Genomic DNA, 24,020 nt, shown 5'->3' with positions numbered 1-24,020 from the left:
AAGCGCCCGCTCACCGTCGGCGGTATGGTGGTGCTCCTGTCACCGAGAGGGGCGAGCAAGCGATGAGTACGGCGGAGGAGACGACCGGCGGCGAAGTGGAGCCGTGGGACGAGGTCACCCCGGACGCGGCCCGGCGACTGCTGATCGCCGCCGTGGAGGCCTTCGCCGAGCGCGGCTACCACGCGACGACGACCCGCGACATCGCGGGCCGCGCCGGCATGAGCCCGGCCGCGCTCTACATCCACTACAAGACCAAGGAAGAGCTGCTCCACCGGATCAGCCGGATCGGCCACGACAAGGCCCTCGACATCCTGCGGACGGCTGCGCGGCGGGAGGGCACCGCGGCCGAGCGGCTGGCCGACGCGGTCAGTTCCTTCGTCCGCTGGCACGCCGGCCGGCGCACCACCGCGCGGGTCGTGCAGTACGAACTCGACGCGCTCGGTCCCGAGGCGCGCGCCGAGATCGTCGCGCTGCGCCGCCAGGTCGACGCCGAGGTGCGCGGGATCGTCGAGGACGGCGTGGCCTCGGGCGAGTTCGACGTGCTGGACGTCCACGGCACCACGCTCGCCGTGCTGTCGCTGTGCATCGACGTGGCCCGCTGGTTCACCGTCGACGGCCCGCGCACCCCGGAGGAGGTCGGCGCGCTCTACGCCGACCTGGTCCTGCGGATGGTGGGCGCGAAGTAGCCGCCCGTCCGGCCTACAGGTAGTACCGGGCGACCGACTCCGCGACGCACACCGGCTTGTCGCCGCCCTCGCGCTCCACGGTGAAGGCGACCGTCACCTGGACGCCGCCGGTGACGTCCTCGACGCCGGTGATCGTCGCGGTGGCGCGCAGCCGGGAGCCGACGGGGACCGGGGCGGGGAAGCGGACCTTGTTGGTGCCGTAGTTCACGCCCATCTTCACGCCCTCGACCCGGATCAGCTGCGGGCCGAAGAGCGGGAGCAGCGAGAGGGTCAGGTAACCGTGCGCGATGGTGGTCTTGAACGGCCCCGCGGCGGCCTTCTCCGGGTCCACGTGGATCCACTGGTGGTCGCCCGTGGCCTCGGCGAACAGGTCGATGCGCTTCTGGTCGACCTCCAGCCACTCGGTGTGGCCCAGCTGCTCGCCCACGGCGGCCCGCAGCTCGTCGGGGGAGGTGAAGGTCCTCGGTTCTGCCATGTTCCCGGCCTCTCGCTCGCATGTCTAAGCAACTGCTTAGCATGGTCGGGTGCGGGGCGCCTGTCAACGGACCGCGACCGGTTGCGGGCCGCTAGGCTCTGAGGAGTGCCGCAGATTCCCGAGAAGATCCACGAGCTGACCGTCGGCCAGTTGTCCGCGCGCAGCGGCGCCGCCGTCTCCGCGCTGCACTTCTACGAGGCCAAGGGCCTGATCAGCAGCCGCCGCACCTCCGGCAACCAGCGCCGCTACACGCGTGACACCCTGCGCCGGGTCGCCTTCGTCCGCGCGGCGCAGCGGGTCGGGATCCCGCTGGCCACGATCCGGGACGCCCTGGCGGAGCTGCCCGAGGAACGGACGCCGACCCGGGAGGACTGGGCGCGGCTGTCGGAGAAGTGGCGCTCGGAGCTCGACGAACGCATCAAGCAGCTCAACCGCTTGCGCGATCACCTGACCGACTGCATCGGCTGCGGGTGCCTGTCCCTGGAGAACTGCGTCCTGTCCAACCCGGACGACGTGTTCGGCGAGCGGCTGACGGGGTCGAGGCTGCTGGCCGAGGGCCGCTGACATCCGGCTGCGGGGAAGGGGGTTCCGCCGTCCGCCCCGCGCGGGTCGTGGTGGCTCGTCGCGCGGTTCCCCCGCGCCCCTTCGGGGCGTTCCCCGCCGCCGGCACCTCACTCGTACTCGGTGCCACCCTTGCGTGTCAGGTACGCCGGACTGACCGCCTTGGCGATGGCCCGGCCGCCGGTCACCGCGCTGTGCCGCTCCACCGCGGGACGTATGACCACGCCCTCCCGCAGATGCAGCCCCCGTCCGGACACCGTCTCGCGCCCGCTCGCGAACTCCAGCACCCGCTCGATGTCGTACGGTCCCGCGTACAGCCGGGGCACCACCGGCAGCTCCCCGTCCAGGACCTCCGCCGCGTCCAGCCAGCGCACGGCGCCGTCCACCTCCGCCGAGACGTCGAACGCCGCGTACCCCAGCGTGTCCCGCCGCCCGTCGGCGCCGTACGACAGGTCCTGCACCCCGGCGCCGTAGACCTCGCCGAAGATCCCGACCCGCCGTGCGCCCAGCCGCTCGCACAGCCTCGCCGCCACCTCGGCGACGCCGTGCCCGCGCACCGCACGCCAGTACAGGTTCCGCGGGTCCTCTCTCAGTGCCAGGGACCTGGCGCCGAAGCCCTTGGAGGAGACGTACACCCGCCCCTCGTCGGCGACATACGTCAACAGGCAGGCGGAGCCGTGGAGTTTCTCGGTCAGGACGACCGGCTCGCCCGGCGTGAAGACGTCCGGGTAGCGCTGGATGTTCTCGATGTCGACCCACGGCAGCAGATCCGGCGCCGGCTCGACCTCGCCGGCCATGGTGGGCGGGATCGGCGGCACCCACTTGGTGATGCCCAGCCGCTCGGCGAAGTCCGTCCCCTCGGCCGCCGCCCGCGCCAGGTCCACGTCCGCCAGGGCCTTCGGCCGGCACACGATGCCCTGCGACAGCTCGCCGCGCAGCCGCACCGCCTTGACCCGGTTGGACTCGCCGCCCGCCAGCCGTCCGGTCAGGCCCAGCTCCTCGATCAGCGCGGGCGGGAGCACGGACTGCTCGGGGACGTAGACGGCGGCCTCGCCGGTCCGGTAGGCGCCCTTGGCGACGACGGCCCGGTACAGGCCCACCTGGGCCAGTTCGAGCGCGTCGGCGTTCGGATGCTCGTGGACGGTCAGCACTTCGGCGGTGACCCGCAGGGTGGACATGGGACTCCCCGTGTTCCTCGGTTCGGTTTCATCGCCTCCACTGTCCGGGCGGGAAACGGCTGGAGCGAGCGGATTTGCCGCTGGTAGCGTCGGCCCCTTCGACGGCCCGCGCCCGGCCGAACAGGCCTCGGCGCCGCAGGCGTTCGTCCTCGCCCGGTGGCCTCGGCTCCGCGGACTCCCACCGATACGACCGGATGGGCGACGGGTGGCCCTTCACCCGGTCGGACCGGTACCCCGTCCGCCCTGCGAGGAGCGCTGGACCGGCCCGTACCGGGCAAGCCCCTCCGTCACCAACTCGGCGTTGGAGGCCGCCCGTCGGCCGCCCGGCAGGAACAGCGTGTCCTCCAGGCCGATCCGTGTGGCGAGGCCCAGCCGGCCGGCCAGCCGCAGCACCGGCCAGGTGCCGCCCTCCTCGCCGTGCAGCAGCACCGGGCGGCCGAACGCCTCGCCCAGGCCGGCCAGCAGGGCCCGCGCCGAGGCCTCGGCGGTCGCCGGGTCCGGGTCGGTCACCTCCGCCAGGACCCGCAGCACCCTCGGCCCGAGCGGCGAGGCGGTGAACCGGGCCGCGCCGTCGGTGCCGGACCAGATGCCCGCCTCGACGCCCACGCCCATGCCGAACAGCTGCTCGGCGACCGCTTCGGCGCCCGGCTCATGCCAGTTGACCGAGGCGAAGTCGGGCAGCACCGTCCAGGAACGCACCCGTGCGAACCGGGCCGCCGGATCGGGTTCCGCCCAGGCGCCGGTGGTCACCCCCACCGGCACGGACACCCGTGCCCGGATCGCCTCCAGCGCCGGCGCGAGCACCCTCGGGGAGAGACTGTCGTGGCCGCACGGCGTCTTGGGATGGACATGGACCGAGGTGGCTCCGGCCGTCACGGCATCCGCCGCGGAACGAGCCAGGTCCTGGGGCGACAGCGGTACGCTCACGCCGTCCGCCGCGCAGCGGCTCCCGTTCAGACACACCTGCACCATGCCTCGATGGTGCCAGCCGCCGCGGACAACGGTCCCGGCCGCCGCACAACAGGGGGCGCGGCATCCCCTACGCACCCCCCGGAACAACCCCCCGTTGGAACCCCACCGCTCAGGCCGACATCAGCAGCCGTTCCCGCCGCGCGTACTCCAGGGCCCGCGCGGTGAGCACGGGACGCGGGACGAGTATCCCGCACTCCGTGCAGACCGGGCCGGACGACGGCTCGTGGTCCAGGCCGTACCGCCAGATCAGCCGGTCACCGTCGCACACCGGGCAGCCCGAGCCCGGTTCCCGCTCCAGGGCGGCGATCAGCCGGCGCAGCACCTCCGCCAGCGCCTCGCCGGGGTGGATGCGCGGGTCGTCGCACCAGGCGACCCCGAAGCCGCCCCAGGTCAGCCGGTGCCAGTCGTCCACGCTGCCCGGCCTGCGCAGCCCGTCGTGCTTCTCCTTCCTGCGCCGCTCGGTGAAATCGGTCTCGTAGGCGAGCCAGACGGAACGGGCCTCCTCCAGTTCCTCCAGCGCGGCCACGAGCCGCACCGGGTCGGGGGAGCGGTCCTCCGGACCGAAGCCCGCCCGGGAGCACAGATGGTCCCAGGTCGCCCGATGCCCGTAAGGGGCGAACTTCTCAAGGCACTTGCGCAGCGAGTACCGCCGCAGTGCCAGATCGCAGTCCGGATCGCGTACCTGTCTCGCCAGACTCCGGAAACCGGCCATCGCCCTGCACCTCCGTCACACCTGCACCTGTACTTCGGTCACTTCGGCGTCGTCGCACGGACGTCGCCGAATAGACGTATCGACAGGCGAATCGGCTCCATCTCTTCTCGTGATCCTGCTTGTGCACTCCGGAAAGTGACGCATGCTCATCTTTAATCCTGGGGATACCGGCGGTAACGTTCGGCCACCCTTGTCGCTAGGAGCCGCCATGCCACGGCGAACCCCACGTACCGCCTTTGTCAGACTGAGAACGTCCCGCTGCTTCACCGGGTTCCTGAAGTCCGCGTCGATATGCGTCCTCGTCGCCGGACTTCTCTCCCCTCTCACCCAGACCCCGGCCGCCGCCGACGCCACCGCGTCGAACGACTACTGCGGCGGCCAGTGCTCGGACATCCTGCCGCCCGGCGAGAACGGCAACGCGACCCTCGCGCAGATCCTCCTCAACCAGGCCTTCGGCACCCAGCCCGCACACGCCGAGGACCAGCTCGGCCCGTACGCCGGCCTCGCCACCGGCTACCCGGGCCTGACCGATGCGAAGATCAACTCCTTCTTCGACGACGCCTCGTTCGGCGTCCCGTCCGACCAGGTCGCCTCCAGCGAGAAACCGGGCGGGCGCGGCGACGTGACGATCGTCCGGGACAAGAAGACCGGTGTGCCGCACATCACAGGCACCACCCGGTACGGCACGGAGTACGGCGCGGGCTATGCCGCCGCCGAGGACCGGCTGTGGCTGATGGACGTCTTCCGGCACGTCGGCCGCGGCCAGCTGACCTCCTTCGCCGGCGGCGCCGCCGCCAACCAGGGCCTGGAGCAGCAGTTCTACCGCAACGCGCCCTACACCGAGGCCGACCTCCAGGCGCAGATCGACAACGCCGTGGCCAAGAACGGCGCCCGCGGCCAGCAGGCCCTCGGCGACGTCAAGGCCTACCTCGACGGTGTCAACGCCTACATCGACGCCTCCGACAGCGGCCGTTACTTCCCCGGCGAGTACGACCTGACCGGCCACAAGGACCCGATCACCAACTCCGGCACCATCGAGCACTTCAAGGTCACCGACCTCGTCGCGCTGGCCTCCGTGATCGGCTCGCTGTTCGGCTCCGGCGGGGGCGGTGAGGTCAGCAACGCCCTCTCCCTGATCGCCGCCCAGTCCAAGTACGGCGTCGAGGAGGGCACCAAGGTCTGGGAGTCCTTCCGGGAGCGCAACGACCCCGAGGCCGCCCTGACCGTCCATGACGGCGAGAGCTTCCCGTACGCCACCAAACCCGCCGACGCCAAGGGCGAGGCGCTGCCCGACCCCGGCTCGGTCACCGAGGAACCGCTGGTCCACGACCGTACGGGCAGCGCCGCCACCGCGGCCGCCAGGAGCACCTCGGCCGGCGCCGCGAAGACCGCGCTCGGCTCGGCCAAGCGGGGCATGTCCAACGCGCTCGTGGTCGGCGGAAAGTACACCGCCGGCGGCCATCCGATCGCCGTCTTCGGCCCGCAGACCGGCTACTTCGCCCCGCAGCTGCTCATGCTCCAGGAGATCCAGGGCCCGGGCATCAGCGCCCGCGGCGCCTCCTTCGCGGGTCTGGGCATGTACGTCGAACTCGGCCGCGGCCAGGACTACTCCTGGAGCGCGACCACCTCCGGCCAGGACATCATCGACACCTACGCCGTCGAACTGTGCCAGGACGACTACCACTACCTCTACCACGGCACCTGTACGGCGATGGACAAGATCGAGCAGAAGAACTCCTGGTCGCCGACCATGGCGGACAGCACGCCGGCGGGGTCGTACACCATGCGGGTCTGGCGCACGAAGTACGGCCCGGTGGAGTACCGCGCGACCGTCGGCGGCAAGAAGGTCGCCTACACCTCGCTGCGCTCCTCCTACCTGCACGAGGCCGACTCGATCATCGGCTTCCAGATGCTGAACGACCCCGGCTACGTCAAGGGCCCGAAGGACTTCCAGAGCGCGGCCCAGCACATCAACTACACCTTCAACTGGTTCTACGCCGACTCCCAGCACACCGCGTACTACAACAGCGGTGACAACCCGGTCCGGGCCGACGGCGTCGACGCCGAGTTCCCGGTCTGGGCGCAGCCGGCGTACGAGTGGCGGAACTGGGACCCGGCCGGCAACACCGCCGACTACACCCCGGCCTCCGCGCACCCGAACTCCGTCGACCAGGACTACTACGTCTCCTGGAACAACAAGCAGGCCCAGGACTACACGACCGCGTCCTGGGGCGACGGGTCCGTGCACCGCGGCAACCTGCTGCAGGACCGGGTGAAGAAGCTGGTCGCGGCCGGCGGGGTGACCCGCGCGAAGCTGGTGCAGGCCATGGCGGACGCGGCCCTCGCCGACCTGCGGGCCGAGGACGTGCTGCCCAAGCTGCTCAAGGTGGTCAACTCCTCGCCGGTGACCGACCCCACGGCCGCCGACGCGGTGAAGAAGCTGCAGGCCTGGGTGACCGCGGGCGCCAAGCGCACGGAGACGTCCGCCGGTTCGAAGACGTACGCCGACGCCGACGCGATCCGCATCCTCGACGCCTGGTGGCCGCTTCTCGTCAAGGCCGAGTTCGAGCCCGGTCTCGGCAGCGGCCTGTACACCGCGTTCACCAACGACATCCCCGTGGACGAGGCACCGTCCGCCGGGCACGGCCCGACCGGCTCGCACGCCGGAAGCTCCTTCCAGTACGGCTGGTGGAGCTATGTCGACAAGGACATCCGGGCCGTTCTCGGCGAGAACGTGCAGGGCGGGCTCGCCGAGAAGTACTGCGGCGGCGGCAGCCTCGGCGCCTGCCGGGATGTTCTGATCAGCACGCTGAAGCAGGCGGCCCAGGCGACCGCCGCCCAGGTCTACCCGGGTGACGACCAGTGCTCGGCCGGCGACCAGTGGTGCGCCGACTCGATCGTCCAGCGCACCCTGGGCGGCATCAAGCACGGCAAGATCAGCTGGCAGAACCGGCCGACGTTCCAGCAGGTGGTGGAGTACACCTCGCACCGGTGAGCCGACCGGCTGACGCGGGCGGCGGGTCAGGTGACACGGCCCGCCGCCAGCAACAGCCGGGCCAGTTCGGGGTGCAGGATGTCGCTGTGCGCCCCGGTCGGCGGACCCCCGCGCCGGACCACGGCCGCCGCGTCGACGTTCACGCACCCCGTCGCCGGCAGCGGTCCGGCCAGGGCCGCCGCGAGGTCCAGCCGGCGGGTCCCCGGCACCGCCTGCACCCCGTCGTGGCCCATCGCACCCCACCGCGGTCCCAGCACGGCCGCGATCTCGCTGCCCGCGCAGGAGCGGTCGTCCCCGGCCAGACGGGAGGCCAGCGGATAGAACGTGCCGAGGGCCGAGTCGAAGTGCGAGTGGCAGCACACCAGGGGCCCGTCGATCCGCCGTTGCCGGTCCTTGAGCGTGCCCGCCTTGCCCGGGTCCTGCGGCAGCCCGTCGGCGAACGCGTAGTGCGAGAAGGCCCCCTGCAGCAGGGTCACGGACTTCACCGCGCGCACTGCGTCGGGCAGCCCGCGCAGCGCGAACGACACCAGCCGCCCGCCGAAGCTGTGCCCGGTCAGATGCACCCGCAGCCCGGGCGCCGCCTGCGCCAACTGCCCGATCACCGGCCCGAGCCCGTGCTCGCCGACCGTTCCGGCGCGCCGTTTCATCGTGTAGTACGCCGCCTGCCGCAGCAGCTCCTTGGCCCCCTCCCAGGGGTTCGGGATGCTGAACCCGGCCGGTGCGCCGGACGACCGCACCGCGGCGAGCGCGTCGGCGAACGCGGCGCAGACGGTCACCGGGTCCCCGGTGAACACGGCCGGCTCGCCCTCCTCCCCGGTGTCGGCCACACCGGGCGGCTCCGCGTCCACCAGCAGCCGCACCAGCCGCCCGAACTCCGTCAACGCCTCGGTGCCGTCCGGCCGTTCGTCCAGCATCCGGGCCAGTTGGTCGATCACGGACGCCCGGTCCGGGAAGGTGCCCAGCAGCGCGCGCCGGGTGTCCTTGTCCAGCGCCGGACTCGGTGCGGCCTCCGCCGCCGCGGCCGCCGCCGACTTCGGGAAGTCGGGGATGGGCTCGTCGCTGAACCGCATCGACGGCCAGATCACGCCCACGTACCCGAGGCGGGCCCCGGGGGCGAGCGCCGGGAACGGCGCGTAGAAACGGCGGTAGAGCGCGGTGGCGCCCGAGCGGTCGTCGTTCCAGCCGTGTGCGAAGACGACCAGGTCACGGACGCCGTGCTCCGTGACCTGGGTCAGCAGACGGTCGCGTTCGGGGCGCTCCACGTCCCCGTCCGCGTCGAAGGTCAGCTCCCAGTAGGGAGTCACGCTCATCCCAGGATCCGCCATGTCAGGCTCCCTCGTCCCCCCTGAAACGATGCGTTGCGGACGTATCGTCCTGCTCGGGGGCAAGGTTGGCCATACACCGCGCCTCACCTGTAGAGGAGATATTCCTTTCGGATCCGCCGGAAGGCGGTCAGCTCCTCCTGCCAGGCGCCGGTCACCTCGTCGGTGTCCGCCCCCGCGTCGATCATCGTGCGCACCCGGGCGGAACCCGTGAGCTTGTCGATCCAGTTGTCCGAGCGCCACGCGAAGCCGTCCCAGGCCTTGCGGACGGTCACCAGCAGCGCGACACCGGTGCGCACGGGGTCGTAGGCGGCCCGGTCGGCCACATGGATCTGCACCCCGCCGACGGTCTTGCCCTGGAACTTGGAGAAGGTGGGCGCGAAGTAGGCCTCCCTGAACCGCACCCCCGGCAGCCCGAGTCCGTTCACGGCGGCGGCCCAGCGGCCGTCGAGGCCCTCGGCGCCGAGCAGTTCGAAGGGCCTGGTCGTGCCCCGCCCCTCCGACACGTTCGTGCCCTCGAACATGCAGGTGCCGGAGTAGACGAGGGCCGTGTCCGGGGTCGGCATGTTCGGGCTCGGCGGCACCCATGGCAGCGCGGAGGCGTCGTACCAGTCCGACCGCTTCCACCCGGTCATCAGGACCGTGTCCAGCGCGACCGGCTTGCTCAGGAACTCCCCGTTGAACAGCCGCGCCAGCTCCGCGACGGTCATCCCGTGCGCCTGCGCGACGGGCTGCCGGCCGACGAAGGTCGCGAACTCCTTGTGCAGGACCGGCCCCTGGGCCTCGCGGCCGGTCACCGGATTGGGCCGGTCGAGGACGACGAACCGCTTGCCCGCGAGCCGCGCGGCCTCCATGCAGTCGTAGAGCGTCCAGATGTACGTGTAGAAACGCGCCCCGACGTCCTGGATGTCGAAGACGATCGTGTCGACACCGGAGGTGGTGAAGATGTCGGCGAGCGGCTTGCCGCTCTTCAGGTACGTGTCGTAGACCGGCAGGCCCGTCGCCGGGTCGTCGTAGCGGCCCTCCGAGCCGCCGGCCTGGGCGGTGCCGCGGAAGCCGTGCTCGGGTCCGAAGACCGCCGTCAGCCTGACGCGGGGGTCCTTGTGCATCACGTCGACGATGTGGCTGGTGTCCGTGGTGATGCCGGTGGGGTTGGTGACGATGCCGACCCGCCGGCCCTGCAGCAGGGAGTAGCCGTCGGCCGCGAGTCTGTCGAAGCCGGTGCGCAGGGCTTCGCGGTGTCCGGGGGCGGCCGGTAGGGCGGCCACCGTTGCCGATGTGAGGAGGTTGCGTCGGGACAGGTCCATGGCTGGAGGTTGGTGCCGTGGCCCTTCCTTCACACATACCGACCGGTTAGTCTGACCCGATCAGAGGCGATGCGCGTCGCGCGAAGTCGTGTCGAAGGAGACCGATGGTGGAAGCCCTGCAGGATGCGGGAGTGGTCGTCACCGGGGCCGGCGGTGGGATCGGGGCCGCGCTGGCCCGGCGGTTCGCCGCCGAGGGAGCCCGGGTCGTCGTGAACGACCTGGATGCCGAGAAGGCCAAGGCGGTGGCCGAGGAGATCGGCGGGATCGCGGTGCCGGGCGACGCCTCCGCGGTCGTCCACGACGCCCGGGACGCGCTCGGCGGCACGGTCGACGTCTACTGCGCCAACGCCGGTGTCGCCTTCGAGGACGGGGGCGCGGGCGGGCCGCTCGACGAGAAGTCCTGGGCGACGTCCTGGGACGTGAACGTCATGGCACACGTCCGGGCGGCCCACGAGCTGCTGCCCGGCTGGCTGGAGCGGGGCGCCGGGCGGTTCGTGTCCACCGTGTCGGCGGCCGGACTGCTCACCATGATCGGCGCACCTTCCTACAGCGTCACCAAGCACGGCGCCCTGGCCTTCGCCGAGTGGCTGTCGCTGACCTACCGCCACCGGGGCCTGAAGGTGCACGCGATCTGCCCGCAGGGCGTGCGGACGGACATGCTGGCCGCGACCGGCAGCGCGGGCGACCTGGTGCTCCAGCCGACCGCGATCGAGCCGGCGGCCGTCGCCGACGCCCTGTTCCGGGGCATCGAGGAGGACCGCTTCCTGATCCTGCCGCACCCCGAGGTGGCCGAGTACTACCAGGCGCGGGCCACCGAGCCGGATCGCTGGCTGGGCGGCATGAACCACCTCCAGCGCCGGTGGGAGGAGGCCCGGTGAGCGCCGCCCGGTACGCGGACCGGCCGTGGCTGGCCCTGCTCGACGACGTCCAGCGCGGTCCGGTCGACCCGGCCGACTCCCTCGTGCACGCCCTGCGGGCCGCCGTCGCCGAGGCGCCCGACCGCACCTTCCTCGCCTACTTCGACGCCCGGCTCAGCTACCGCGAGGTGGACGAGCTGAGCGACTCCGTCGCCGCCCACCTCGCCGCACGCGGACTGGCGCGCGGCGACCGGGTGGCGGTGCTGCTCCAGAACACCCCGCACTTCGTGCTCGCCGTCCTCGGCGCCTGGAAGGCCGGCGCGACCGTCGTCCCGGTCAACCCCATGTACAAGTCGGGCGAGGTCGGGCATGTCCTGCGGGACGGCGAGGTGGCGGCGCTGGTCTGCTCCGACCGCGCCTGGGAGTCGTATCTGCGGGCCACGGCCGCCGACTCGCCCGTGCGGGTCGTCCTCACCGCCTGCGAGCTGGACTTCCAGACACGCAACGACGCGCGCGTGCTCGGATTCGAGCGGCTGCCGCAGGCGCCGGACACCGACGACCTCGTGGCCGTCGCCCGCCAGGGCGGCAAGGCCCCCGAGGGCGGCGCCCCCGGCCCGGACGACGTCGCGCTGATCAGCTACACCTCCGGCACCAGCGGCACACCCAAGGGCGCCACCAACACCCACGGCAACATCATGCACAACGCCGAGCGGCAGCGGACCGGGCTCGCGCTGCCCGAGGCGCCCGTCTACTACGCGCTCGCGCCGCTGTTCCACATCACCGGCATGGTGTGCCAGTTCGCGGCCTGTCTGAACAGCGCGGGCACCCTGGTGCTCGCCTACCGCTTCGAACCCGGACTCGTCCTGGAGGCCTTCGCCGAGCACCGCCCGCACTACACGGTCGGCCCCTCCACCGCCTACATGGCGCTCGCCGCCCACCCGGACGCCGGCCCCGCGCACTTCGCCTCCTTCGTGAACCTGTCCTCCGGCGGCGCGCCCGTGCCGCCGGCCCTGGTGGAGAGGTTCCGCGACCGCTTCGGGCCGTACATCCGCGTCGGCTACGGCCTCACCGAGTGCTCCGGCCCGTGCGCCGCCGTCCCGCCCGGCCTGGAGGCGCCCGTGGACCCCGTCTCCGGGACGCTGTCGGTGGGCGTGCCCGGCGCCGACACGCTCGTCAGGATCGTGGACGAGCAGGGCGCGGAGGTGCCCTTCGGGGAGCAGGGCGAGATCGTCGTACGCGGGCCCCAGGTCATCCCCGGATACTGGCGGCGCCCGGACGCCACCGCCGAGACCTTCCCGGCGGGCGAGCTGCGCACCGGCGACATCGGCTTCATGGACGCCCAGGGCTGGCTGTACGTCGTCGACCGCAAGAAGGACATGATCAACGCGTCCGGCTTCAAGGTGTGGCCCCGAGAGGTCGAGGACGTGCTGTACACCCACCCGGCGGTGCGCGAGGCGGCCGTCGTCGGTGTCCCCGACGGCTATCGTGGCGAGACCGTCAAGGCCTATATCAGCCTGCGTCCGGGCGCCGACGCGGCCCCGGACGAACTCGCGGTGTACTGCAAGGAGAGACTGGCCGCGTACAAGTACCCGCGCCAGGTGGAGATCCTCCCCGACCTGCCCAAGACGGCGAGTGGGAAGATCCTCCGTCGGGAACTGCGTTCCCGCGCGCACGACAACAGCAACGCCGGTCAGTAGGCGACGAGGAAAGGCAGGTGGCGGCAGTGCCCAGGACGACGGACGGGGACGGGACGCCCGTTCCGCAGCGGCTGCTGGCCGCCGCCACCCGGCTCTTCGCCGAGCGGGGGTACGACCGCACCTCCGTGCAGGAGATCGTGGAGGCGGCCGGCGTCACCAAGGGGGCGCTCTACCACTACTTCGGCTCCAAGGACGACCTCCTGCACGAGGTGTACGCGCGTGTGCTGCGCGTCCAGCAGGAGCGGCTGGACCACTACGCCGACATGGACGCCCCGGTGGACCAGCGGCTCAGAGGCGCCGCGGCGGACGTGGTCGTCACGACGATCGAGAACCTCGACGACGCGATGATCTTCTTCCGGTCCATGCACCATCTCAGCCCGGAGAAGAACAAGCAGGTCCGCGCCGAGCGCCGGCGCTACCACGAACGGTTCCGCGCGCTCATCGAGGAGGGCCAGAAGGAGGGCGTCTTCTCCACGGCGACGCCGGCCGACCTGGTCGTGGACTACCACTTCGGTTCCGTCCACCACCTGTCCACCTGGTACCGCCCCGACGGCCCCCTCACCCCCCAGCAGGTCGCCGACCACCTCGCCGACCTGCTGCTGCGGGCGCTGCGGCCGTGACGGCAGCCGGGTGAGGGGCGGTCGCCCAGGGCGACCGCCCCTCACCCGCACCCTCCTACAGGTACTTCTTCAGCTCCCGCCGCGCCAGCGACCGCTGGTGCACCTCGTCCGGGCCGTCGGCGAGCATCAGGGTGCGGGCGCTCGCGTACAGCTCGGCCAGCGGGAAGTCCTGGCTCACGCCGCCCGCGCCGTGCAGCTGGATCGCGCGGTCCAGGATGCCGACCACCGCGCGCGGTGTGGCGATCTTGATGGCCTGGATCTCCGTGTGGGCGCCCTTGTTGCCGACGGTGTCCATCAGCCAGGCCGTCTTCAGCACCAGCAGGCGCAGCTGTTCGACGGTGACCCGGGCGTCGGCGATCCAGTTCTGGACCACTCCCTGCTGGGCGAGGGCCTTGCCGAAGGCCGTCCGGGACACCGCCCGCCGGCACATCAGCTCGATCGCCCGCTCGGCCATGCCGATCAGCCGCATGCAGTGGTGGATACGGCCGGGGCCGAGACGGGCCTGGGCGATGGCGAAGCCGCCGCCCTCCTCGCCGATCAGGTTGCCGACCGGCACCCGCGCGTGGTCGAAGATCACCTCGGCGTGGCCGCCGTGGGAGTGGTCCTCGTAGCCGAAGACCTGCATCGCGCGCCGGATGGTGACGCCCGGCGTGTCGCGCGGCACCAGCACCATCGACTGCTGCCGGCGGATGTCGGCGCCGTCCGGGTCCGTCTTGCCCATCACGATGAAGATCGCGCAGTCCGGGTTCATCGCGCCGGAGATGTACCACTTGCGGCCGGTGATGACGTACTCGTCGCCGTCCCGCTCGATGTGCGTGGTGATGTTGGTGGCGTCCGAGGAGGCCACCTCCGGCTCGGTCATCGCGAACGCCGAGCGGATCTCACCGGCCAGCAGCGGCTCCAGCCACTGCTTCTTCTGCTGCTCGTTGCCGAACTGCGCCAGCACCTCCATGTTCCCGGTGTCCGGCGCCGCGCAGTTCGTCGCGGTGGGCGCGAGATGCGGGGAGCGGCCGGTGATCTCGGCGAGCGGCGCGTACTGGAGGTTCGTCAGTCCGGCGCCGTGCTCGGCGTCGGGAAGGAAGAGGTTCCACAGGCCCTGCCTGCGGGCCTCGGCCTTCAGCTCCGCCACCACGGCCGGGGTGTCCCACGGGGAGGCCAGCGCGGCACGCTGCTCCTCCGCCACCGCCTCCGCCGGGTACACGTGCTCGTCCATGAAGGCCAGGAGTGTGGCGCGGAGTTCCTCGGTGCGGGCGTCGAACGCGAAGTCCATGACCGGTCAGCCTTCCTGAAGAGTGGTCAGTCCGTGGTCGATGAAGACGGGGACGAGGTCGCCGATCCGGTCGAAGCCCTGTCCGACGGTCTGGCCGAGGGTGTACCGGTAGTGGATGCCCTCCAGGATCACGGCGAGCTTGAACCAGGCGAACGCCTCGTACCAGGCGACGGCCGAGACATCACGCCCCGAGCGCGCGGCGTAGCGCTCGATCAGCTCCTGCGGGGAGGGGTGACCCGGTGCCTCGGCGGTCGTGGAGACGGGGGAGTCGGGCATGCCGAGCGGGCGGCTGTACATCACCAGCAGGCCCAGGTCGGTCAGCGGATCGCCGAGGGTCGACATCTCCCAGTCGAGGATCGCCTTGATCGTGTCGTCCTCGCCGATCAGGACGTTGTCGAGCCGGTAGTCGCCGTGGACGACGGCCGGGGCGGGGGAGACGGGCAGGGACCGGCCGAGCGCGGCGTGCAGTTCGTCGATGCCGGCCAGCTCACGGTTGCGGGAGGCGTCCAGCTGCTTGCCCCAGCGGCGCAGCTGCCGGTCCAGGAAGCCCTCGGGCCGGCCGAAGTCCTCAAGGCCCACCCCGGCGGGGTCCACCGCGTGCAGCTCGACCAGCGTGTCCACCAGGGACAGCACCGCGTTCCGGGTGCGCTCGGCGCCCAGAGGCGCGAGCTGCTGGGCGGTGCGGTAGGGGGTGCCGTCGACGAACTCCATCACGTAGAACGGCGCCCCGAGCACCTCCTCGTCCTCGCACAGCACCACCGGGCGCGGCACCGGCACGGAGGTCGGGTGCAGGGCGCTGATCACACGGTGCTCGCGCTTCATGTCGTGCGCGGTGGCCAGGACATGGCCGAGCGGGGGCCGGCGCACGACCCACTTCGAGGTGCCGTCGGAGACCGCGTAGGTGAGGTTCGACCGTCCGCCCTCGATCAGCCGGCCGGTCAGGGGGCCGGTCACCAGACCGGGGCGCTCGCGCTGCAGCAGGGAACGCAGCCGGTCCAGGTCGAGTCCGGGCGGGTGGTCGGCGCTCATACATCACTCCTACGAACGGGTGAACAGGACTCGACCCATGATGCCGACCGGTCGGTATGTCGTCCAGTGTGTCTGCCCAAGAGGAGGTGAAACGTGACCGGAGCCACGATAAGGCCGACGGCTCCCCGGCGCGCCGCCCGGGGAGCCGTCGGTCCGTGCTGTGCGGTCGGTCAGTGGTCGTCCCAGTGGCCGTCGTGCTCGGCGTGCCGGTGTCCGTCGTGCAGATAGTCGACATGGTCGCCGTGCGGCACCTGCGCGTGTCCGCACTCGTCGTAGTGCACGTGCCCGTGGCCCTCGTGGACGGTGTGCCCGGCCGGTTCGCACTCGTCCCAGTGGCCGTCGTGCTCGCGGTGCAGATGCCCGTCGTGCGCGTAGTCCAGGTGGTCGCCGTGCGGCACGGCGTTGTGCCCGCAGCCCGGACCGTGGCTGTGCGTGCCGTGTGCGGTGTGTTCCTGGTGAAGGGTGGTCATGGTGCTCACCTTCGGTGCGGATGGCGGGGTACGGGGGTGTACGGCGGGGTACGGGGGTGTGGCGACGGACAGGCTACGCGCGCGAACGGCGCATATCGGCGCATAACGGTTGCGTGGCGCACGAGTACCCCGGAGGGTCTAGGGCATGAAGGCCATCAGCTACCGCCACTACGGCGGCCCCGACGTACTGGAGTACGGCGAGGTGCGCGATCCGAAGGTCGGCCCGGACCAGGTGCTGGTCAAGGTTCGGGCGGCGGCCGTCAACCCGGTCGACTGGAAGTGCCGGGAGGGCTATCTCGACGCGGTCCTCGACGCCGTCTTCCCGGTGATCCCCGGCTGGGACGTCAGCGGGGTGGTCGTCCAGCCCGGCGCCGCGGTCACGGAGTTCGCCGTCGGCGACGAGGTCATCGGCTACTGCCGCGAGGACTTCCTGTCCCGCGGCACCTTCGCCGAGTACATCGCCGCGCCCGTGCGCACGCTGGCCCGCAAGCCGCGCACCCTGTCCTTCGAGGAGGCCGCGGGCCTCCCGCTCGCCGGCCTCACCGCCTACCAGGTGCTCGTCGGGGCGCTGGAGGTCGGGCGCGGCGAGACCCTGCTGGTGCACGCGGCGGCCGGCGGGGTCGGCTCCCTCGCCGTCCAGATCGCCGCCCACCTCGGCGCCCGCGTCATCGGTACGGCGAGCGAGTCGAACCACGCGTACGTGCGCGGCCTCGGCGGCGAGCCGGTGACCTACGGCGAGGGCCTGGCCGAGCGGGTGCGCGGGCTCGCCCCGCAGGGCGTGGACGCGGTCTTCGACACCGTCGGCGGCGACACCCTGAAGACCTCGGCGAACCTGCTCGCCCCGGAGGGCCGGCTGGCCTCGATCGCCGACCCGGAGGTGGTGGGCTACGGGGGGCGCTACTGCTTCGTCCGCCCGGACCCCGAGGACCTCGCCGAGCTGGTCCGGCTGGCCGAGGCGGGGGTGGTCTCCGTGCATGTCCAGGAGAGCTTCCCGCTGGAGCGGACGGCGGACGCGCACCGGCTGAACCAGGAGGGCCGCACCCGGGGGAAGATCGTGGTCACGGTGGACTGGGAGTCCGAGGAGGGCACGGCGGGCACGGCGGGCACGGCGGGCTAACCGGCTAGACGACGAGTACGGCGGCGCAGACCGCCAGCGCCACCGCGCACAGCACCGCCGTCGTCGCCTGCCGGGGAACCAGCGCGGGCGGCCGCTCCCCGGAGGCCAGGGTGCGGATGCGCCGGTGGGCCACCCACAGGAACCCCAGCCACAGCGCACAGCACACCGCGCACCCGACGGCCCCGGCGGCCGAGGCCCCGCCGTGCAGCGCGGTCTTCACGGCCAGTACGGCCGCCACGGTCGCCGAGAGCGTCGTACGGCGCCAGGCCAGCCGGGTGCGCTCGGGCTGCAGTCCGGGGTCCCGGTCCACGGGCCCCGGCGCGGGGCTCACCCCGCCCATCCGACCAGCACCACCACGACCATCGCCACGGCCACTGTCGCGACGACCAGGCTCAGCAGCGCCGGGAACCGGGACACGGGCAGGTCCTCGCCGCGCCGGATCGCCCGCTCGCAGCGCACCCAGTGGTTCACCGCGCGCAGCGAGCACAGCACACCGGCTCCGAGCAGCGCGAGCGCGAGACCGGCCCGCCAGGCCCAGCGCAGGTCCGGCAGGAACTGGTCCACCGCGAACCCGCCGCCGATCAGCGCGAGCGCGGTGCGCAGCCAGGCGAGAAAGGTGCGCTCGTTGGCCAGCGAGAACCGGTAGTCGGGCGTGCCACCCTCCTCGCGCACCTGCTCAGGCGCGAACCACAGCCGGATGTTCCGTACGAAGTCGCTCACGCCGCCGACCCTACCGGCGCCTCACCGGCCGCTTCGGAACGCCTTCAGCCGCTCGTACGCGGCCAGCCCGTCCGGCACCCACTCCCAGGTGCCGAGCCGCCGCTCGACCTCCTCCCCGGGCAGGAAGTCATGCCACTGGACCTCCTCGGCCTGGGGGTTCACGGGCAGCTCGCAGCGCACCTCGTACACCGCCGACCACCAGCTGTTCCCGGCGCCGTCGTCGTACAGGAACTTGAAGAGGAAGGCCGGCTGCGGCAGTCCGCGCACGCCCAGTTCCTCCTCGGCCTCCCGCAGGGCCGCCTCGTCGTAGGACTCGCCCGCCCCGACCACCCCGCCGACGAACATGTCGTACAGGGCCGGGAAGACCAGCTTGGTGGCGGTGCGCCGGTGCACGAAGAGCCGGCCGGCCGCGTCTTGGGCCTGGATGAACACGCAGCGGTGGCGCAGGCCCTTCGCGTACGCCTCGCCGCGCGGGTGCCGGCCGACGACCTGGTCGTTCTCGTCGACGATGTCGAGGATTTCGTCCGCGGGGTTCATGGCCCCATCCAAGCAGGCGACCGCTGCTCAGCGCCGCTGGAGGTCCCGGGCCGACGGCTCCGTCCGCGCCGCGCCGCACGGCATCGCCGGGTGCAGCCCGAGCAGCATGATGCCCGCCACCACCGCCGCGAGCCCGGCCGCCTCCCAGGCCAGCGCCCCGGTGTCGGTCCGCAGCCGGTCGCCGAGGAACCCTACGCCGCACAGGATCCCGGCGAGCGGCTCTGCGGCCGTCAGCGCGGGCAGCGACATGCGCAGCGGGGCCGTCTCGAACGCGCTCTGCACCAGGACCAGCCCGGTGACCCCGCACGCCAGCACGCCGTACGGCTGCCAGCCGGTGAACAGCTCGGTGAGCCCGCCCTCGGCGAAGCGGGTGCCGCTCACCCGGGTCAGCGCGTCCTGCACGCCGTACAGCAGCCCGGCCGCGGTGGCCAGCAGCACCGGGCCCCAGCTCAGCCGGGAACGCTTGCCGTACGTCGTGAGCACCAGGGCCGCGCCCACCATCGCGCCGATGATCAGCCAGTGGCGCAGCGGATCGGCGATCGCGTGGCCGCCGCGCGGCTCGCCCGCCAGGATGAACGCGCTCACCCCGCCGGCGAGCAGGGCCAGCCCCGCCCAGCCCTGGCGGCCCAGCGGCTGTCTGGTCTGGTGCCGGGAGAGGGCGAGCGCGAACAGCAGATTGGTCGCGAGCAGCGGTTCGACCAGGGAGATCTCCCCCTCGCCGAGGGCGATCGCGCCGAGCACCATGCCGGCCACCATCAGGCCGAGCCCGCCCAGCCAGCGCGGCACCCGCATCAGGTCGAGCAGCAGCCGGAAGGACAGGAAGTCGCTCAGCGGTGCCTTCTCCGCGGCGTTCTGCTGGAGCACGAATCCGAAGCCCAGACAGCAGGCCGCACTCACGGCGAGAAGGAGAACCAGAACGGACACGCTGCGTACCTCGATCATCCGGCCGGACCACGGGTGCGTAGTGGCCGACTGTAGCGCTCCGGGGACTCGATGCACCCGGAAGTACCCGGAACCGGGCGGTTGACTCGCCATGGTCGGTGGCCGGGCGGCCCGGCGCCATGGCGTACGCCACAGCGGTCCGCCGGCCACCCCTGTGGCGTCCCGGCCCACCTGCGTGGAGTTGCCCAAGTTCCCTGTGTGCAAGGGTGGTTGAACCCGGCAACAGGCCCGTTCCGCTTGACGCGACCCTTGGCTGAGGGTTTGCTGTCCGTGATCGGCTGATGGCAGCGAGAAACAGGAAGTCCCGCGGTGCCCCCTCTCCCACCCGTGCTCGGCGCCCGCCGTGCCCCTACGGACCAGCCCGGCGACACCGCCCCGGACGACCGCGGTGCCTTCGACGACACCCTCGGCGACGCCGCACTGCACACCGCGCGCGCCGCGCTGGCCCAGGGCAGGCGCCAGGCCGCCCGCTCCCTGCTGCTGCACACCGGCGACGACTGGGACCGCCGCGGCCACCGCCTCACCGTGCTCGCCCAGGAGCCGTACGCCGCGGCGTGGGCCGACGACTGGCTGCACGCCGAACCCGGCTCCGCCGACGCCGCCACGCTGTACGCCCTCGCCCAGGTGCAGCGCGCCCTGCGCGGCAAGGAGGAGCCCGACCGGGCCCGCGCGGCCTGCGCCGACGCCGCCGCACTGGCCCCCGCGGACCCCACCCCCTGGCTGGGGTTACTCCTGCTGGCCCGCACCCTCGGCCCCGAGCACGAGGCGCTCGGTGTCTTCGCCGAGCTGCGCCGCCGCCACCCCGAACACCACCACGCCCACCATCTGCTCCTCGCCCGCCTGGCCGAACGGCCCTCCGCCGGCCGGGGCGCCGAGGACCACGAGGTGTACGACCTCGCCGAGCTGGCCGCCGCCGAGGCCCCGGCCGACTCCCCGCTCGCCCTCCTGCCGGTCGTCGCCCACGCCGAGCGCCACCGGGTCCTCGTCGCCGCGGGCCTGGCCCCCGCGGACCCGGCGGCCCGCGGACACTGGTCCGGCCCGCGGGCCCGCCGGATCCTGCGCGCCGGCTTCGACTGGTGGCTGGAGTGGGAACACGACGAACACCCCCGCCGCCACGTCGACCTCAACCACCTCGCCTTCGCCCTGTCCTGCGCCGGCCGCCCGGCCGAGGCCGCGGCCCTGTTCCAGCGCATCGGCCGCCACGCCACCCCGGCCCCCTGGTCCTGCCTGCACCGCGACCCCCTGGCGGCCTTCCACGCGGCCCGCGCCCGCGCGCTCGGGCATTGAACGGCGGGGGCCGCCCAGCCGTACGGGTGGGCGAGACCCACAGGAGAAGTGATGACGGAAGTCTTACCTGTGACCCGGTTCCCTGGCCCCGCAAGGCCCCGAGTGCTCGAATGGCAACGTGAACCCTGAACGATCCGAGGAGCGGAACGGCACACCCGTCGGCCGCCGCGTCTTCCTCGGCACCCTCGGCCTGGGCGCGCTCGGTGTCGTCGCCGCGCCCGCGCTGCAACGCGGCCTGGAGGGCTTCCTCGGCGCCGTCGCCGGCAAGGACCCCACCGGACTGACCGGCCTGCTGCCCAACGGCGGCGGCTTCCGCTACTACTCCGTCGCCGCGTCCGTGCCGCACCAGGACGCCGCGGACTACCGGCTGACGATCGACGGACTGGTCGACCGCCCGGGCACCCACACGCTGGCCGAGCTGCGCGCCCTGCCGCAGACCCGGCTGGTCAAGGACGTCCAGTGCGTCACCGGATGGCGGGTCCCCGGCACCCCCTTCGAGGGCGTGCGGCTCTCCCACCTGCTGGACATGGCGGGGGTGCGGTCCACGGCCAAGGCGATCCGCTTCACCTGTTTCGACGGCACCTACACCGAGAGCCTCACCCTGGCCCAGGCCCGCCGCCCCGACGTCCTCGTGGCCCTGCGCATGCAGGACAAGGACATCTCCCACGACCACGGCGGCCCGGTCCGCCTCTACGTCGCCCCCATGTACTTCTACAAGTCGGCCAAGTGGCTCTCCGGGATCACGGTCACCGACCGGGTCGATCCCGGCTACTGGGAGCGCCTCGGCTACGACGTCGACGCCTGGGTCGGCCGGTCGAACGGACGGACCGATGAGCCTACGAGCTGACGCCCCGGCCCCGCCCGCTGCCCGCATCCGCCGCTTCAGCCGGGCCGAACGCTGGGTGCACCGCACGACGGCCGTGCTCATGGGCGTCTGCGTGGTCACGGCGGCCGTCCTGTACATCCCCCAGCTGGCGGTCATGGTCGGCCGCCGCGAACTGGTCGTGCGCATCCACGAGTGCGCCGGGATCGCCCTCCCGGTGCCGGTCCTGCTGGGCCTCGCCTCCCGCGCCTTCCGGGCCGACCTGCGCTTCCTCAACCGCTTCGGCCCGCACGACCGGGTGTGGCTGTGGGCCGCGCTGAGCCGGGACAAGCGCCGCTCCTCCCGCCCGGCGGGCAAGTTCAACGCCGGCCAGAAGGTCTACGCCGCGTGGATCGCCGGCGCCGTGCCGGTCATGCTCGGCACCGGCCTGATGATGTGGTTCACCCACCTGACCCCCCTGATGTGGCGCACCTCGGCCACCTTCGTCCACGACTGGCTCGCCCTGACCATCGGCGTGGTCCTGGCCGGCCACATCGGCATGGCCCTGGGCGACCCGGAGGCGAGGCGAGGCCTGCGCACGGGGACGGTGAGCCGGGAGTGGGCCGAGCGGGAACACCCGCTGTGGCGCCCCTAACCCGTGAACTCCAGCAGCACCTTGCAGGACCGCCCCCGATCCGCGGCCAGCTCGAACGCGGCCCCGGCGCCGCCCGCGTCCCGCAGGGGAAGCACGGAACTGATCAGAGCGTCGAACTCCCCGCTCGCGGCCAGCAGTTGCAGCGCGTCGTCGAACTCCGCATCGAAGCGGAACGCCCCGCGCAGCTCGATCTCCCGGCTCACCAGCAGATTCCCGGCGAACGGACTCCGCCCCGGCGGCAGCATCCCGAGCTGGACGACCACACCGCCGCGCCGCACCAGCCGCAGACAGGTGCCGAGCCCGGCCGTGACCCCGGACGCCTCGACGGCCACGTCCACCTCCTCGGGCCACCCGGCGTCCCCCGGGTCGTCGGCCCGTACCAGCGTGTCGGCCCCGGCCACCGCCGCGTACCCGAGCGCCTCGGGCACCAGGTCCGTCACCGTCACCCGTGCCGCGCCGGCCGCCTTCGCCGCCGCGACCACCAGGCACCCGATCGGCCCCGCCCCGGTGACCAGCACATGCCGGCCGGTCACGTCCCCGGCCCGCCGCAGCGCGTGCAGCGCCACCGACAACGGCTCGGCGAGCGCGGCCCGCCGCAGCCCCAGCCCCTCCGGCAGCGCCCTCACCTGCCCGGCCGGTACGGCGATCCGCGCCGCGAACCCGCCCTGGACATGCGGGAAGCGGGCCGCACTGCCCAGATAGCGGGTGTCCCGGCACACGTTCGCCCGCCCGCCGGCGCACTCCGGGCAGCGCCCGCACGGTGTGGCGGGGTGTACGGCGACCTCCGTACCCGGCGCCGGTCCCCCGGCCCCGGTGCCGTGGGCCATCACCGTGCCCACCACCTCGTGCCCGAGCACCATCGGCTCGCGCAGCCGGAAGTCACCGACCCCGCCGTGCCGCCAGTAGTGCAGGTCGGACCCGCAGATCCCGCCGTAGCGGACGGCCACCAGGACCTCACCGGCCCCGGGCCGGGGCACCGGCAGCTCCGCCACCCGCAGATCGCCGGCCCCGTGGATCACACAACCCAGCATGGCCGCAGCCCCTTTCAGAGCACGCTCGTCATGCCGCCGTCGACGTACAGGATCTGCCCGTTCACGAAGTCGGCGGCGGGTGAGGCGAGGAAGAGCAGGCCGCCCACCAGGTCCTCGGTACGGCCCCAGCGGCCGGCCGGGGTACGCCCGCGGACCCAGGCGCTGAACTCCTCGTCCGCCACCAGGGACCGGGTCAGCTCGGTCTCGATGTAGCCGGGGCCGAGGCCGTTGACCTGGACGCCGTACGGTCCCCAGTCGGCGCACATGCCCTTGGTGAGCATCTTCAGCGCGCCCTTGGCCGCCGCGTACGGCGCGATGCCGGGCCGGACGACCTCGCTCTGCAGCGAACAGATGTTGACGATCTTGCCGTGGCCGCGCGCGGTCATCCGGCGGGCCGCCTCCCGGCCGACCAGGAACGCGCCGGTGAGGTTGGTGTCCAGGACGCGGTGCCAGTCGGAGTCCTTGAACTCCAGGAGCGGGGCGCGCAGTTGCACGCCCGCGTTGTTCACGAGGATGTCGAGCGGGCCCACCCGCTCCTCGACGTCCGCGATCCCGGCGGCCACCGAGGCGCCGTCGGTCACGTCGAACACCGCCGTGTGCGTGACACCGGGCAGGCCCGCCGCGGCCCGGGCCAGCCGGCCGGCGTCACGCCCGTTGAGGACCACCGTGCAGCCCGCCTCGGCCAGGCCCCGGGCCAGCGCGTGGCCGATGCCCCGGCCGGCGCCGGTGACCAGGGCCGTACGGCCGCTGATGTCGAAGAGCGGGTGACTCATGCCCG

The 24,020-nt window shown here is 72.7% G+C and carries 25 protein-coding genes; 10 read left to right on the top strand and 15 right to left on the bottom strand.

Annotated elements, in window-relative coordinates:
- The first annotated feature begins 62 nt into the window (after positions 1-62).
- Complete coding sequence (locus tag IO33_RS0108950) at positions 63-686, top strand: TetR/AcrR family transcriptional regulator (RefSeq protein WP_031162252.1); 624 nt, start codon at positions 63-65, stop codon at positions 684-686.
- 13 nt (positions 687-699) lie between these two features.
- Here IO33_RS0108950 and IO33_RS0108945 read toward each other — a convergent pair whose 3' ends face one another.
- On the bottom strand, positions 700-1,161 hold the full coding sequence (locus tag IO33_RS0108945) for a MaoC family dehydratase (protein ID WP_031162250.1): 462 nt from the start codon (positions 1,159-1,161) through the stop codon (positions 700-702).
- Between the two features lie 105 nt (positions 1,162-1,266).
- Here IO33_RS0108945 and soxR point away from each other — a divergent pair, with 105 nt between their 5' ends.
- Positions 1,267-1,725, top strand: a complete 459-nt coding sequence (gene soxR / locus IO33_RS0108940) for a redox-sensitive transcriptional activator SoxR (protein ID WP_031162248.1) — start codon at positions 1,267-1,269, stop codon at positions 1,723-1,725.
- Between the two features lie 107 nt (positions 1,726-1,832).
- Here the strand turns inward: soxR and IO33_RS0108935 are convergent, their stop codons facing one another.
- From IO33_RS0108935 to IO33_RS0108925, 3 genes are all read right to left on the bottom strand, one after another.
- Positions 1,833-2,900 carry an RNA ligase (ATP) gene (locus IO33_RS0108935; RefSeq protein WP_031162246.1) on the bottom strand — a complete coding sequence of 356 codons (1,068 nt, stop codon included), beginning with the start codon at positions 2,898-2,900 and terminating at the stop codon, positions 1,833-1,835.
- 213 nt (positions 2,901-3,113) lie between these two features.
- The gene (locus tag IO33_RS0108930) at positions 3,114-3,872 is read right to left on the bottom strand and encodes a 3-keto-5-aminohexanoate cleavage protein (RefSeq protein ID WP_031162243.1); all 759 of its coding nucleotides are present in this window, start codon (positions 3,870-3,872) and stop codon (positions 3,114-3,116) included.
- Positions 3,873-3,981: 109 nt separating this feature from the next.
- Positions 3,982-4,584 carry a hypothetical protein gene (locus IO33_RS0108925; RefSeq protein ID WP_031162241.1) on the bottom strand — a complete coding sequence of 201 codons (603 nt, stop codon included), beginning with the start codon at positions 4,582-4,584 and terminating at the stop codon, positions 3,982-3,984.
- 208 nt (positions 4,585-4,792) lie between these two features.
- Here IO33_RS0108925 and IO33_RS0108920 point away from each other — a divergent pair, with 208 nt between their 5' ends.
- Entirely contained in the window at positions 4,793-7,579 is a 2,787-nt protein-coding gene (locus tag IO33_RS0108920) for a penicillin acylase family protein (protein ID WP_031162239.1), read from the top strand.
- Positions 7,580-7,605: 26 nt separating this feature from the next.
- Here IO33_RS0108920 and IO33_RS0108915 read toward each other — a convergent pair whose 3' ends face one another.
- Together IO33_RS0108915 and IO33_RS0108910 are read right to left on the bottom strand one after the other, a co-directional pair.
- The gene (locus tag IO33_RS0108915) at positions 7,606-8,904 is read right to left on the bottom strand and encodes a hypothetical protein (protein WP_031162237.1); all 1,299 of its coding nucleotides are present in this window, start codon (positions 8,902-8,904) and stop codon (positions 7,606-7,608) included.
- An 83-nt stretch (positions 8,905-8,987) separates the two neighbouring features.
- Entirely contained in the window at positions 8,988-10,208 is a 1,221-nt protein-coding gene (locus tag IO33_RS0108910; RefSeq protein WP_031162235.1) for an exo-beta-N-acetylmuramidase NamZ family protein, read from the bottom strand.
- A 104-nt stretch (positions 10,209-10,312) separates the two neighbouring features.
- Here IO33_RS0108910 and IO33_RS0108905 point away from each other — a divergent pair, with 104 nt between their 5' ends.
- The 3 genes from IO33_RS0108905 to IO33_RS0108895 are packed head-to-tail and all read left to right on the top strand — an operon-like array spanning position 10,313 to position 13,382.
- Complete coding sequence (locus IO33_RS0108905) at positions 10,313-11,086, top strand: SDR family oxidoreductase (protein ID WP_031162233.1); 774 nt, start codon at positions 10,313-10,315, stop codon at positions 11,084-11,086.
- Positions 11,083-12,762 carry a class I adenylate-forming enzyme family protein gene (locus IO33_RS0108900; RefSeq protein WP_031162230.1) on the top strand — a complete coding sequence of 560 codons (1,680 nt, stop codon included), beginning with the start codon at positions 11,083-11,085 and terminating at the stop codon, positions 12,760-12,762. Before IO33_RS0108905 ends, IO33_RS0108900 begins: the two co-directional genes overlap by 4 nt.
- A 26-nt stretch (positions 12,763-12,788) precedes the next feature.
- A complete protein-coding gene (locus IO33_RS0108895; RefSeq protein WP_031162228.1) occupies positions 12,789-13,382 on the top strand; it encodes a TetR/AcrR family transcriptional regulator in 594 nt (197 codons plus the stop codon).
- Positions 13,383-13,437: 55 nt separating this feature from the next.
- Here the strand turns inward: IO33_RS0108895 and IO33_RS0108890 are convergent, their stop codons facing one another.
- From IO33_RS0108890 to IO33_RS0108880, 3 genes are all read right to left on the bottom strand, one after another.
- Positions 13,438-14,652, bottom strand: coding sequence for an acyl-CoA dehydrogenase family protein (locus IO33_RS0108890; protein ID WP_031162226.1), 1,215 nt, complete (start codon positions 14,650-14,652; stop codon positions 13,438-13,440).
- 6 nt (positions 14,653-14,658) lie between these two features.
- Positions 14,659-15,681, bottom strand: coding sequence for a phosphotransferase family protein (locus IO33_RS0108885; protein ID WP_031162224.1), 1,023 nt, complete (start codon positions 15,679-15,681; stop codon positions 14,659-14,661).
- A gap of 170 nt (positions 15,682-15,851) precedes the next feature.
- Entirely contained in the window at positions 15,852-16,151 is a 300-nt protein-coding gene (locus IO33_RS0108880) for a hypothetical protein (protein WP_031162222.1), read from the bottom strand.
- A 145-nt stretch (positions 16,152-16,296) separates the two neighbouring features.
- Between IO33_RS0108880 and IO33_RS0108875 the strand changes: the two genes are divergently transcribed.
- Positions 16,297-17,268 carry an NADP-dependent oxidoreductase gene (locus IO33_RS0108875; protein WP_031162219.1) on the top strand — a complete coding sequence of 324 codons (972 nt, stop codon included), beginning with the start codon at positions 16,297-16,299 and terminating at the stop codon, positions 17,266-17,268.
- Positions 17,269-17,272: 4 nt separating this feature from the next.
- On the opposite strand, the gene IO33_RS0108870 is transcribed toward IO33_RS0108875, so the two are convergent.
- The 4 genes from IO33_RS0108870 to IO33_RS0108855 are packed head-to-tail and all read right to left on the bottom strand — an operon-like array spanning position 17,273 to position 19,449.
- A complete protein-coding gene (locus IO33_RS0108870; protein WP_031162218.1) occupies positions 17,273-17,608 on the bottom strand; it encodes a DUF202 domain-containing protein in 336 nt (111 codons plus the stop codon).
- On the bottom strand, positions 17,596-17,988 hold the full coding sequence (locus tag IO33_RS0108865; protein ID WP_031162215.1) for a YidH family protein: 393 nt from the start codon (positions 17,986-17,988) through the stop codon (positions 17,596-17,598). Before IO33_RS0108865 ends, IO33_RS0108870 begins: the two co-directional genes overlap by 13 nt.
- 21 nt (positions 17,989-18,009) lie before the next feature.
- A complete protein-coding gene (locus tag IO33_RS0108860; protein WP_031162213.1) occupies positions 18,010-18,525 on the bottom strand; it encodes an NUDIX domain-containing protein in 516 nt (171 codons plus the stop codon).
- Between the two features lie 27 nt (positions 18,526-18,552).
- Positions 18,553-19,449, bottom strand: coding sequence for a DMT family transporter (locus IO33_RS0108855; protein ID WP_051926570.1), 897 nt, complete (start codon positions 19,447-19,449; stop codon positions 18,553-18,555).
- Positions 19,450-19,776: 327 nt separating this feature from the next.
- Here IO33_RS0108855 and IO33_RS0108850 point away from each other — a divergent pair, with 327 nt between their 5' ends.
- The 3 genes from IO33_RS0108850 (at position 19,777) to IO33_RS0108840 (ending at position 22,211) form a co-directional block, all read left to right on the top strand.
- Entirely contained in the window at positions 19,777-20,754 is a 978-nt protein-coding gene (locus tag IO33_RS0108850) for a hypothetical protein (protein ID WP_031162209.1), read from the top strand.
- A 118-nt stretch (positions 20,755-20,872) separates the two neighbouring features.
- Positions 20,873-21,601 (top strand): molybdopterin-dependent oxidoreductase, encoded by a 729-nt coding sequence (locus IO33_RS0108845; protein ID WP_031162207.1) that lies wholly within the window; start codon positions 20,873-20,875, stop codon positions 21,599-21,601.
- Positions 21,585-22,211, top strand: a complete 627-nt coding sequence (locus IO33_RS0108840; protein ID WP_031162204.1) for a cytochrome b/b6 domain-containing protein — start codon at positions 21,585-21,587, stop codon at positions 22,209-22,211. The genes IO33_RS0108845 and IO33_RS0108840 overlap by 17 nt, the downstream gene beginning before the upstream one ends.
- Here IO33_RS0108840 and IO33_RS0108835 read toward each other — a convergent pair.
- Positions 22,208-23,242, bottom strand: a complete 1,035-nt coding sequence (locus IO33_RS0108835) for an L-idonate 5-dehydrogenase (protein ID WP_031162201.1) — start codon at positions 23,240-23,242, stop codon at positions 22,208-22,210. The genes IO33_RS0108840 and IO33_RS0108835 overlap by 4 nt on opposite strands.
- Positions 23,243-23,256: 14 nt before the next feature.
- Positions 23,257-24,015 (bottom strand): SDR family oxidoreductase, encoded by a 759-nt coding sequence (locus IO33_RS0108830; RefSeq protein WP_031162199.1) that lies wholly within the window; start codon positions 24,013-24,015, stop codon positions 23,257-23,259.
- Between the last annotated feature and the right edge of the window lie 5 nt (positions 24,016-24,020).

The organism is Streptomyces durhamensis (assembly GCF_000725475.1).
In the GTDB taxonomy this organism is placed as follows: domain Bacteria; phylum Actinomycetota; class Actinomycetes; order Streptomycetales; family Streptomycetaceae; genus Streptomyces; species Streptomyces filipinensis.
Note: the sequence above shows the minus strand (reverse complement) of the source record. Positions and strands in the feature narration are given on the sequence as shown.